Below are 10,027 nucleotides of genomic sequence, written 5' to 3' on the forward strand. Positions count from 1 at the left end.
GGTCGCGGGGCGGTCGGTCAGGCGCCCTCACCCAGGAGGGCGGCGACCCCGGTGGCGTACATCGTCGACTTGATCTTGCCGAGCGTCTCGGCCGGCTTGCCCGCGAGAGGAGCGACGCGTGCGATCGCCTGCTCGAGGAGCTCGGCCTCGGGCGCGGTGCCGTCGACGATGCCGGCGGCGAGCGCGTCGGGGCCGGGGAACCGGCGGCCGGTGGTCATCGAGTCGGTCGCCGCCCGCGGGGTGAGCTTGGCCTGGATCAGGGCGGCCATGCCGGGGGTGAACGGGATCTGGATGTCGACCTCGGGGAAGCAGAAGAAGCCGCGGTCCTCGCGCATGATCCGCCAGTCGAGGGTCATCGCGAGCATCGCGCCGGCGCCGAAGGCGTGCCCGTTGATCGCCGTCGCCGTCGGCACCGGGAGGACCAGGAGGCGGGCGAGCAGGGCTTGCACCCGGGCGACGTACGGCTCGAACTGGTCGGCGTTCTGGCCGAGCCAGTCGAGGTCGAGGCCGTTGGAGTAGAACTTGCCGGTCGCGGCCACGACCAGCGGCGCGGGCGCTGCCACGACCTGGTCGAGGGCCTCGTTCACCGACGTCATCCAGTCGGGGCTGAACCGGTTCTCGGTGTCGCCGATGTCGAGGACGTACACGCCGTCTCGCTGGGTGAGGGTCGCTGTCATTGGGGTGTCCTTTCAGGGTCAGCCGCGCGGGGAGCGCAGGCTCTCGAGGCCGTTGTTGAGGAGGTACTGGGTTACGTTGAGCGCGGCGTGCCGGTCGGGCGCCGGCTCCTTGCCCTTGGCCATCCGCCACATCTGGACGCTGTAGTAGGTCAGCTCGGTGAGGCTGTCGAGCATCCGGATGCCGCTGCGCCGCGGGTTGACGACGCTCTCGTCGGCGCGGCCGGCCAGCAGCTGCGCCGGGAAGTCGGGCTGCACGGTGAGCGGCCTTCCCAGGCCGACGAGGTCCACGGCACCGAACTCGACGGCGTCGACCATGCCGCCGGCCGTGCGGAACCCGCCGGTGAGCATCAGCGGCAAGGCCGGGAGCTCGGCGCGGACGCGTTCGGCGTAGGAGAGGAAGTACGCCTCCCGCCGCCGCGTGCTCGCCTTGAGCGAGGGGTCGACGCCGAGCATGGCCGCCGAGGTGTAGGTGCCGCCGGAGATCTCCAGCAGGTCCAGGCCCTCCTCGGCGAGCGCGTGGACGACCTCGAGCGACTCCTCCTCGCCGAAGCCGCCCTTCTGGAAGTCGGCGGAGTTGAGCTTGATCGCGACTGGTGTCTGTTGTCCGACTTCCGCACGGATCGCGCGGAGCACCTCGATCACGAAGCGCCGCCGCTTCTCCGGGGTGCCGCCCCAGGCGTCGGTGCGCTGGTTGGAGAGCGCAGAGAGGAATTGGCTGATCAGATAGCCGTGCGCACCATGGATCTGTACGCCGTCGAAGCCCGCCCCGGTCACGACCTTCGCCGTGGTCGCGAAGCGCCGGATCAGGTCCTCGATCTCGCTGTTCGTCAGCTCGCGGGGCTCCGCGAAGAGGCCGCCCGTGCCGGGCACCGCGATCGCCGAGGGCGCCACCGGATGAGCGGTGAGCGTACGCGGCGTCTGCCGGCCCGGGTGGTTGATCTGGACCCAGACCTTCGAGCCGCCTGCTTTGGCGATCTGCGCCCACTCGGCCAGGTCCTCGGCGTGACTGTCGTCCTCGACCACGACATTGCCCGGCTCGCCGATCGCGGTGCGGTCGACCATCACGTTGCCGGTGATCGAGAGCCCGACCCCGCTCTCGGCCCAGCGCCGGTAGAGGTTCTTGATCCGGCTTCCCGGGGTGAAGTCGCGGCGCCCCAGGCCCTCGCTGAGGGCGGCCTTGGCGAGCCGGTTCGGGATCACGAACCCGTTCGGCAGCTCCAGCGGCTGCGCCAGGATCGACTGGTCTCGGGTCACGGGTTACTCCTCGTTGTGTTGGGTGATGCCTGGGCCCGACGCGGCTCGAGCGGGACCGTGAGGACGGCGCGGACGGCGGCTTCGAGCCGGGCGGCGGTGGCCTCGTCGGCCTCGCGGTCCTCGAGGATGCAGCGGCGCAGGATCCCGCCGGGCAGGTCGACCACGCAGACCGCGATCGCTTCCACCGCGATCCGGTCACCGCGGTCCCACACTCCCCGCGCCAGGGTGATCAGCACGTCGACGAACTTCTCCTGGACCGAAGCCAGCTCGGTCTCGATCTCGGGAGGGAGGTCGGCCGAGAAGAGCTGGTCGCGGCGCTGGGCGAAGAAGAGCCGAGCGCTGGCCGGGAAGCGGCGTACGAACTCGACGGGGGTCAGTGCCACCGCGACGACGGCGTCCTCACCGGTGGCCCCCTGCCCCATCGACTCCGCCATCAGGTCGCCCAGCCGGCACCACGACCGCAGCCACAGCCGCGCGAGCAGCACGTCCTTCGACCCGAACGCGTGGTAGATCGTCCCGTTCGACGCCCCCGCCGAAGCAGCCAGCGACCGCAGCGTCAGCCCCGAGGGGTCGCCGCTGGTCACGATCTGCTCGGCGACGTCGAGCAGATCGTCGAGCGTGTGGAGCCGCTGCCGGGACATGCGAACAATCTAAATAGAGCGGATGCTCTAGATCAACGGTTCTCAGCTGTGTCCGGTGTCACAACGGCAAAGTGTTGTCGCCGCGGGAGCGGCGCGGCGGCGCATCGCCGTTCGCTCCGGCTGGTGTACTCGAATTCCTGTCGACGAAGACGAGCAGCGAGGAGAACAGGCGTGAGCCACGACGAGTCTTGGGATGGAACGGTCGTCAAGAAGTCACGAGCGATGCTGGACGGTTCGAATCTCTACCGCCGCGTGAAGATCCGTACGGAGTCCGGCCAGACCCAGAAGGTCCGTGTCGACAGGGCTCTGTGGAAGGAGCTCGAGGTCGGCGATCGCATCGTCAAGGAAGCCGGGCAGGACCCGCACCGGATTTGAGCACCGCTTCATGAGCACGTCCGGGACGAACCGGCCAGACCCTGTGTCTGCCGCCGAGGACTTGGTCCGCGAGTGGTTTCCCAGAGCGCAGCAGGCGTGGTTAGGCGGGTCGGTCGTCCTGGGCGGGGCGACGCCGATGTCGGACCTCGACATCACCGTGCTCGACGCGACCGCGACGGTCCACCGCGAGTCGCTGCGTCATCGGGGCTGGCCGGTGGAGCTCTTCGTGCACACCGCGGCGAGCATCCGCCACTTCGTCAGCCAGGATCTGGCCGAGCGCAAACCGACGATGGCGCGCCTCGTCGCTCGAGGCGTACCTCTTCTTCCCGGTGACGGCGGAGCCGCCGTACGTCACTACTGCGGCGAGGTGCTCGAAGCCGGCCCCGCTCCCCTGCCGGCCGAGACGCTGGCAGGCGCTCGGTATGCGCTGAGCGATCTCCTCGACGACATGCAGGGCGCCGCCCCAGGCCCCGAGGGCACCGCGGTCGCCGTCGAGACATGGCGACGTACGGCCGAACTGGTCCTCGACGTCAACGGCTGCTGGCGCGGTGGCGGGAAGTGGCTGATGCGCGAGCTCATCTCCCTCGACACCGAGACCGGGACCTCCTGGGTACCCCGCCTCGACGCAGGCTTGGCCGCAGCCCTCGCCGGCGACACCACGCTGCTCCGGGTGACCGCCGAGGAGTGCCTCTCGCTGGCCGGTGGCCGGCTCTGGGAAGGCTTCCACCAGGCGGCCTCCATCGACGAGAGCCGCTGACCCTCATCGCACGGCGACGAGGACCCCGATCTTGTCGATGCGATGCTCGGGGTTGTCGAACTCGTCGGACCAGAAGTTGCCCGCCGCGTGGTCCTCGGGCGTGGCGCAGGTCGACAGCGTGATCATCGCTCGCGTGGGCTCACGGCCGGGTTTGCCGGGGACAGGCGCACGCTGGGCTCGCAACGACGCCTCCGACCGGAACGACGTCTCCCGGGTGCCGGTGATGCGATAGACGTACGTCGCCTCCTCGGTGCGCACGGAGACCCGGTCCCCTCGCCGGAGCTCGGGCAGCCTGAGGAACGCCTGCGTGGACGAGAGCCGGTGCGCGGTCACCTGGTAGTTGCCGATCCCACCCGGTCCGGTGCCGCCGCGAGGGCCGTACGGACTGGCCGCGACGCCGCCGTTCTGGATCTCGGTGCCGGGAGCGTCGTCGGTCCAGCCGCGGTAGGGCACGACCTCCAGGTCGTTAAGGCCGATCTGGGGAATGGACAGCTCGCCGCGCATGGGGCGGCCCTCAGAGGACAGCGGCGGCGTCTCGGTGACGGTCGGTGAGGCCGCGGGGGTCGGGGGTGCCGTGAGCGACGGCGACGCCGACGGGGTCGGTGTGCTCTTCACCGTGGGCGTTTCTGTGCCGCACCCGCCGAGCGCGAGTGCGCCGAGGACCGTGGCGACGGCCCGGAACGATGTGATCTTCATGGCGCCGCCTCGGGCGAGCTGCTGGTTTCGGCACCCACCGTACGCCGCAGGTCAGAACAGCCGGTAGACCGCCAGAACCCGAACCTCTCGATCGGGAACACCTCGAGCCCACTGAACCCCGCGACCTCGCCGTAGCCCTCTCAGGTTTGATGTCGCTGCTGCTTCAGTCCGGAAGGATGGGCATGCTTCCACTTCCCACTATTGCGGGTGTGCGACCCGAACGACGCTGACCTGCCCAATCTCGCCCTCAAAAGCCAGTTCGTTCAAAGCCAGCGTGCACACTCCAGCCGACCCGCGATCATAAATCGGATGCTAAGTGAGCGTCTCGAAGCATCGCCTCGACCTCAGGTTTCAGCAAGGTCGTGCACACGGTCGCCTGCGCTGGGCATCGCTCAAAGTCTGGGCAGACCAGCGGAACAATGATCCGAAGCCCCATCGTGATCTGACCAGTGCTGATCTCGGTCAGCCGACCGACGCCGAAGGCTGCCGACTTCCCTAGCACCACGGCGGCAAATCGAGGCATCCCGGCATTGGGTAGCGTCTGAGTGACCTCGTCTCCGACCGCCGCCGTGTAGGTCCCAGGATCGATCGCATTGCTCGACCCGTCGAGAAACTCGCAGAGCCAGTGTCCGCGACCCTTACGGCGGTGCCACGGCACTCGGCCAAGCAAGTCATCTGCGGCCACGCCATAGAGCGAACCCGGATCGAACAGCAAGGCCACGACCGCCGATGCTGATGTTCCTTCGAGCCTCCCCGCGACGACTTCACGGTTGCTGGCACGCTGCTCCGACCGGCGCGCAGATGCGCGCTCCACTCCTGTGGGTCGCTGCGCTGAGGCAGCTCGACGACTGGATCTGCCACGTTCGATTCTACGCCACCCAGAGCTTCCTGCCGCCGCCAGTGATGACCCCCACGACGGCCACCGCCGTTCGTATCGCCGATGCTGCCTACCGACCTTGGAGGTCTGCCGGTGCATGTGTCTGCACAGTTTGCAGTAATACATCGGCCTCGCCATATGACGGCCTTCCCGAGAGGATCGACTCCAGATCAAAACGATAGGTTCATTCGTGCTGGGATCGTCCGGGTTCACACAAGAGGCAAAGGCATCATTCCGCCATGCGGCACCGAACGTCCCATAACAATTGGGGGCGCCGACCAGACCGAACCGCCGAGATGCGCCGTAGGGGCAGCGCTGGTTTGAGATCGCACTGCGCGCCACTGCGAAAGCCCGATCTGCCCGAATGCGATCAGGAGAGCCGGTAGAACCGCCAGAACCCGAACTCCTCGATCGGGAGCACCTCGAACCCGCTGAACCCCGCCGCCTCGCCGTACCCCTGCAGGGTCGACGGCCGCATCACCGTCCCGGTCCCCACGCTCGGGGGCGACGAGAGCCCGTCCGGCAGGCACACGAAGAGGCTGAAGCCGTACATGATCCGCTCCAGCTCATCACCGTCCGGCGCGAAGCTGTCCGCCACGGCCTCGTCCATCACCACCAGCGACCCGCCGGGCACGAGCGTCGACCGGACCGCACTGAGCACCTCGACCGGCCGCGGCATGTCGTGCACGCACTCGAACGCGAACGCCACGTCGACCGTCCCCGCCTGAAGGGTGGCCGCGTCCTGGCACAGGAACCGCACCCGGTCCTCGACACCTGCCTCCCGGGCGTTCGCGATCGCCATGTCGACCGACGGCCGGTCGATGTCGATCCCGAGCACGGTGGCCTTGGGGTACGCGCGAGCCAGGGCGATGCTCGACCATCCCCCACCACTGCCCACGTCGAGAATCCGGCACCCTTCCGCAGAGAGTGCCTCATGGACGGCTGGCACACCGGCCAGCGCCGGCCCGAGCTTCTTCTCATACCAGGGCCGGTTGGCGTCCGCCTGCGACTCCCGAGCGTCATTCCCGAGCTCGTCCCAGCTGACCCCACCCCCGTTCCGGTACGCCTCGAGCAGCCGCGGCAACGCCGGCCCGACCGCCCCGAACATCCGCGCGATGGGCACCAGATAAGCCAAGCTGCTCGAGTCCGTCATCACCTCCGCCGTGCTGGCCGGAATCGCGAACCGCCGCTCATCAGGCCCTCCGTCGGCCTCGACCACCAACAGCCCCGCCACCGCCTGCTGCTCGAGCCACTCCCGTGCATACCGCACCTGTGTCCCCGTACGCCCCGCCAGCTCGCCCGCACTCGCCGGCCCCTCATCCGCCAGGGAGCGATACCAGCCCAGCCGGTCCCCCATGAAGACCGAGACAATCTCGACCGTTCCGAGGAGCGAGCCGAAGAGACGCTCGGCAACCTCATCCGCCGTCTGCTGCGATGCATCCATCGCTCCACCATCGGCCCGGCCCCATGCGCCTGCGCATCCTTGTTCGGTCGTTACTTTGTTTGAGGTACGACCCGTCGACTTCCGATGCGATGCTCACGTTGGGTGACGCAACGAAGCACTGGCCGCGATGCACTCGGTGTCGTGCACGGTCACCCGCCAGCTTGATGACAGTACGCACTCCCACCATCGCCCATCAGCTGGCGCCCCAGGCTCACATCGACCCTCGAACGCCGCTGAGATGGACATTGAAGAGCGTCGCCAGTACGTCCAAGAGTGCCGCGCCCTTCTCAGCGCTTGCCAACGAAGGGCTGCCAACAATGCCTGTATCAGTGTATGGACGCAGGCCGTGGGTAAGCAGGTGAGGACGGCTGTCGGACAGATGATCCCGGTGCTTGAAGTTTGAGCCGACAAGGTCCGGGGCGCAGCGCAGCAGGATGCTGACCTCGAGCTCTCCGGCGTGCATGTCGTCGTGAGCGTTCGTCTCCAGGCCAGCAGCCTCGCGCGCAGCGGTCCAGCCGCTGCTACCAGGGAAGATGGAGAGGCCACTGGCTTCTTGGACGATGTTCTGCAGGACGTAGTTGCCGCCGTGCCCGTTGATGAGCACGACGTGCTCAGCGCCTTGCGCGCGGGCTGAGGCGACGATGTCTTCGACCAACCGGATAAGGGTGGCGGCGGGGATGCTGAGGGTGCCTGCCCAGTCAGCGTGCTCCTGGGAGCAGGAAACGGTTATCGGGGGTAGCAGCCAAAGGTCGTAGGCGCGGGCGACCATGGAGGCGATCTGGGTCGCGACGATGGTGTCGGTCGACAACGGCAGGATGTCACCGTGCTGCTCGAAGCTACCGATCGGGAGCACCGCGATCTTGCTGCCTCGCGCTGCAACATCGGGGCTGGCCTCGGTAGAGATCACGTCGGGGCTCGTCATCGGAGCACTCGCGCCTTCCATGCCGTGGTTGCTCTGAGGAACGGGCACGTCACGTCGTTCCAAAGGTCCCACCCCTACTCGACATCGAGTAGATGACGGTTGGGTTGACGTGCCAGGACGGAAAGATCAGGGATCTGAATGACGGCACGGCCCGCTGCGGCAAGCGTCTCGGCACCTATGCAGTCCACGAACGTCGATGGCTCACGCCACGCATACACGATCCTCGGGATGCCCGCATTGAGGATGTGCTGGGTGCAGGTCACAGGTCGTGAAGCCCGGGTGCTGCATGGCTCGAGAGATGTGTAGATCGTCGTGCCGACAAGCTGAGTGCCGCGTGGCAGCGCAGCGAGCGCAGCCTCCTCAGCATGCTCGTGCGGATCATCTTTGCGGGACCAGCCTTCGCTGAGCACGGCACCGTCAGGTGCAGCGATGAGCGCCCCGACGGAGAATGCAGTGGTCGAGGGCGGGCACCGCTCGGCGAGCTCGATCGCACGAATCAACAACACGCGGTCGAGGTCGGAAGCGTCTTGTGTCGTAGTCATCGCGGGAGGTAACGAAGGAGTACGCAGTCACCGATCTGGCGGGTCTCGGCGAGGCGCATGCGGTGGCTGGGGTCTTGCGGGAAGGCGCCCGCGTTGACGAAGCGCGGCGCCGACGTGTCGCCGACAAGGAACGGAGCGAACACCAGATGGACCTCGTCGACGAGACCCGAGGTGAGGAACATCGTATGGACGGTCCCACCGCCTTCGACCATGAGTCGTTCAACGCCACGTGATCCGAGGTCGTCGAGGATCGCCTCAGCGTTGACAGTGGGCCCGACTCCAACGACTGTTGCTACGTCTACGAGCCGCTCAGCGAGTCCGGCGGATGACGAGTCGGTGGTGTAGACGATCTTGCCGACGTCGCCGGTTGCGAAGAACTTCGCGTCAGCGTCGAGGTCGCCGGCATTGGTGATCGTGACCTTGATCGGTGTCGCCGCCTTTCCGTCTGCCACTCGCTTGTCGCGGCGCTCATCGGAGCGAACCATCAGGCGAGGGTTGTCTGCCCGGATGGTGTTGGCGCCGACCAGAATCGCGTCGACGCTCGCTCGCACATCGTCGACCCGGTCGAAGTCCTCGTCATTCGACAAGAGCAGGCGATCGGGACTGGCGTCATCGATGTAGCCGTCCAGGGACGCTGCAACGGACAGTAGGACGTACGGACGACTCAAAGCGGGGTTCCAATCTCGTGCATTGTGCGCTCGATGAGGGCTGTGAACTCGGCGGGTGTCGTGCACCGGGCGAGTTCGCCGATGCGGCCGCTGCCAGTCCGATCCGTTGCCAGCAGCGACTCCAGCGTACGTGCGGCAGTGCCGCCGCTGGGACCGTACGGCAGGACCGGAATGCCAAGGGCCCGGGCGATGGTCACCTCGATCGCGGTGCCGGATGCGCCGCCGACGACGATCATGAGGTCCGATCCGTGAACGACGTTCTCGCGACCGAACCGGGCCGTGCTCGTCGAGAACCCGGCCGGGCGGAACTGGTCAGCAACGTAGGTGACGACCTCGATACCGATCCCTACAGGTCCGTGATTCACGACAACACCCGAGAACGCCACGAACCGTGAGAGCGCGGCCACCGTCTCGTCAAGCAGATCGTTGTCGCATCCAGGGGAACGGCTACCGCTGATCACCAGTTGGGGCGGCGACGGACGGCCGTCGCCAGCCGAAGTCCCGGGGTCTTGGGCGAGCATCTCCTCGAGTTCGACTGCCGAGACGTTGAGCAGGCTTGCGAGCTGGGGTCGGAACGTCGCGAGTGGCGTGGCTTCGCCCGCCTCCCAACGGGCGATCGTGGAGCGGTCGACCTTCATCGCATCGGCCAAGCGCTCCTGTGAGAAGCCGGCGAGCCTTCGCTGGCGAGCGAATTCACTTCGCCGTGACATCCACCCTCCCACACCCGAGATGACCCTGCTGAGCGACGACTCCTGAGACAACGCTGCACAGATGCGACAACAGTGCAGCACCGACGCCATGTCCACCGCGCGCTGCCTCGCGTTGACTGGAGATCAGCAGAAAATGCACCTGCACCAACCGGACTCGAAGGCACGAGTCGACGGAACAACGCTAGCCCAAGTCCACGTGTCTCGGGCGAGCAAGCGTCCGTGCTGGACCCCGTTCGTCGGGAAATGGTCGGTGAAGGGCACCTCAATCACACAAGGAGATCGACATGAACCAGGACGACATGACTCAGCCCCTCGAGCATGCCAACAAGGCGGGCCGGAATCTGGAGGTGATCGAGCTCGGCGACGCGGCCGAGCTCACTCTGGGCAGTGGCGGCTCCGGTAGCGAGGACAAGCGTCGTCAGTACAACTGACCCCCTACCCGGCATCGGGAGGGCCTGCCATGC

General features: G+C 67.3%; 13 protein-coding genes. 3 read left to right on the forward strand and 10 right to left on the reverse strand.

Annotation, left to right across the window (positions count from 1 at the left end; all coding sequences use genetic code 11):
• Positions 1–17 precede the first annotated feature (17 nt).
• The 3 genes from ACFU7D_RS09420 to ACFU7D_RS09430 are packed head-to-tail and all read right to left on the reverse strand — an operon-like array spanning position 18 to position 2,572.
• Complete coding sequence (locus ACFU7D_RS09420) at positions 18–677, reverse strand: enoyl-CoA hydratase-related protein (protein WP_378866118.1); 660 nt, start codon at positions 675–677, stop codon at positions 18–20.
• Positions 678–695: 18 nt separating this feature from the next.
• On the reverse strand, positions 696–1,931 hold the full coding sequence (locus ACFU7D_RS09425) for an NADH:flavin oxidoreductase/NADH oxidase family protein (RefSeq protein WP_378866121.1): 1,236 nt from the start codon (positions 1,929–1,931) through the stop codon (positions 696–698).
• On the reverse strand, positions 1,928–2,572 hold the full coding sequence (locus ACFU7D_RS09430; RefSeq protein WP_378866123.1) for a TetR/AcrR family transcriptional regulator: 645 nt from the start codon (positions 2,570–2,572) through the stop codon (positions 1,928–1,930). The genes ACFU7D_RS09425 and ACFU7D_RS09430 overlap by 4 nt, the downstream gene beginning before the upstream one ends.
• Positions 2,573–2,743: 171 nt before the next feature.
• On the opposite strand from ACFU7D_RS09430, the gene ACFU7D_RS09435 reads away from it, so the two are divergent.
• Together ACFU7D_RS09435 and ACFU7D_RS09440 are read left to right on the forward strand one after the other, a co-directional pair.
• Positions 2,744–2,947 carry a hypothetical protein gene (locus tag ACFU7D_RS09435; RefSeq protein ID WP_378724238.1) on the forward strand — a complete coding sequence of 68 codons (204 nt, stop codon included), beginning with the start codon at positions 2,744–2,746 and terminating at the stop codon, positions 2,945–2,947.
• Positions 2,948–3,083: 136 nt separating this feature from the next.
• Positions 3,084–3,704 carry a hypothetical protein gene (locus ACFU7D_RS09440; RefSeq protein WP_378866126.1) on the forward strand — a complete coding sequence of 207 codons (621 nt, stop codon included), beginning with the start codon at positions 3,084–3,086 and terminating at the stop codon, positions 3,702–3,704.
• A 3-nt stretch (positions 3,705–3,707) separates the two neighbouring features.
• On the opposite strand, the gene ACFU7D_RS09445 is transcribed toward ACFU7D_RS09440, so the two are convergent.
• From ACFU7D_RS09445 to ACFU7D_RS09475, 7 genes are all read right to left on the reverse strand, one after another.
• Entirely contained in the window at positions 3,708–4,400 is a 693-nt protein-coding gene (locus ACFU7D_RS09445) for a sortase domain-bontaining protein (protein WP_378866129.1), read from the reverse strand.
• A 298-nt stretch (positions 4,401–4,698) separates the two neighbouring features.
• Positions 4,699–5,121, reverse strand: a complete 423-nt coding sequence (locus ACFU7D_RS09450) for a hypothetical protein (protein WP_378866132.1) — start codon at positions 5,119–5,121, stop codon at positions 4,699–4,701.
• 526 nt (positions 5,122–5,647) lie between these two features.
• On the reverse strand, positions 5,648–6,721 hold the full coding sequence (locus ACFU7D_RS09455; protein WP_378866135.1) for a class I SAM-dependent methyltransferase: 1,074 nt from the start codon (positions 6,719–6,721) through the stop codon (positions 5,648–5,650).
• Positions 6,722–6,932: 211 nt separating this feature from the next.
• A complete protein-coding gene (locus tag ACFU7D_RS09460) occupies positions 6,933–7,643 on the reverse strand; it encodes a creatininase family protein (RefSeq protein WP_378866138.1) in 711 nt (236 codons plus the stop codon).
• A 74-nt stretch (positions 7,644–7,717) separates the two neighbouring features.
• Complete coding sequence (locus tag ACFU7D_RS09465; RefSeq protein WP_378724216.1) at positions 7,718–8,185, reverse strand: dCMP deaminase; 468 nt, start codon at positions 8,183–8,185, stop codon at positions 7,718–7,720.
• Positions 8,182–8,919 carry a RibD family protein gene (locus ACFU7D_RS09470; protein ID WP_378866141.1) on the reverse strand — a complete coding sequence of 246 codons (738 nt, stop codon included), beginning with the start codon at positions 8,917–8,919 and terminating at the stop codon, positions 8,182–8,184. Before ACFU7D_RS09470 ends, ACFU7D_RS09465 begins: the two co-directional genes overlap by 4 nt.
• Positions 8,850–9,653: a helix-turn-helix domain-containing protein gene (locus ACFU7D_RS09475; RefSeq protein ID WP_378866149.1), complete on the reverse strand. Its 804-nt coding sequence runs from the start codon at positions 9,651–9,653 to the stop codon at positions 8,850–8,852. Before ACFU7D_RS09475 ends, ACFU7D_RS09470 begins: the two co-directional genes overlap by 70 nt.
• Before the next feature lie 194 nt (positions 9,654–9,847).
• Between ACFU7D_RS09475 and ACFU7D_RS09480 the strand changes: the two genes are divergently transcribed.
• Positions 9,848–9,994, forward strand: a complete 147-nt coding sequence (locus ACFU7D_RS09480) for an albusnodin family lasso peptide (protein WP_378724210.1) — start codon at positions 9,848–9,850, stop codon at positions 9,992–9,994.
• Positions 9,995–10,027: the final 33 nt, after the last annotated feature.

Source organism: Nocardioides sp. NPDC057577 (assembly GCF_042801335.1).
Lineage (GTDB): Bacteria > Actinomycetota > Actinomycetes > Propionibacteriales > Nocardioidaceae > Nocardioides.

What these genes read in the sequence shown, in the direction of transcription:
- ACFU7D_RS09460 (WP_378866138.1), bottom strand. Translation starts at nt 7,643, where the DNA reads ATGACGAGCCCCGACGTGATCTCTACCGAGGCCAGCCCCGATGTTGCA.
- ACFU7D_RS09420 (WP_378866118.1), bottom strand. Translation starts at nt 677, where the DNA reads ATGACAGCGACCCTCACCCAGCGAGACGGCGTGTACGTCCTCGACATC.
- ACFU7D_RS09480 (WP_378724210.1), top strand. Translation starts at nt 9,848, where the DNA reads ATGAACCAGGACGACATGACTCAGCCCCTCGAGCATGCCAACAAGGCG.
- ACFU7D_RS09455 (WP_378866135.1), bottom strand. Translation starts at nt 6,721, where the DNA reads ATGGATGCATCGCAGCAGACGGCGGATGAGGTTGCCGAGCGTCTCTTC.
- ACFU7D_RS09465 (WP_378724216.1), bottom strand. Translation starts at nt 8,185, where the DNA reads ATGACTACGACACAAGACGCTTCCGACCTCGACCGCGTGTTGTTGATT.
- ACFU7D_RS09475 (WP_378866149.1), bottom strand. Translation starts at nt 9,653, where the DNA reads ATGGCGTCGGTGCTGCACTGTTGTCGCATCTGTGCAGCGTTGTCTCAG.
- ACFU7D_RS09440 (WP_378866126.1), top strand. Translation starts at nt 3,084, where the DNA reads ATGTCGGACCTCGACATCACCGTGCTCGACGCGACCGCGACGGTCCAC.
- ACFU7D_RS09445 (WP_378866129.1), bottom strand. Translation starts at nt 4,400, where the DNA reads ATGAAGATCACATCGTTCCGGGCCGTCGCCACGGTCCTCGGCGCACTC.
- ACFU7D_RS09430 (WP_378866123.1), bottom strand. Translation starts at nt 2,572, where the DNA reads ATGTCCCGGCAGCGGCTCCACACGCTCGACGATCTGCTCGACGTCGCC.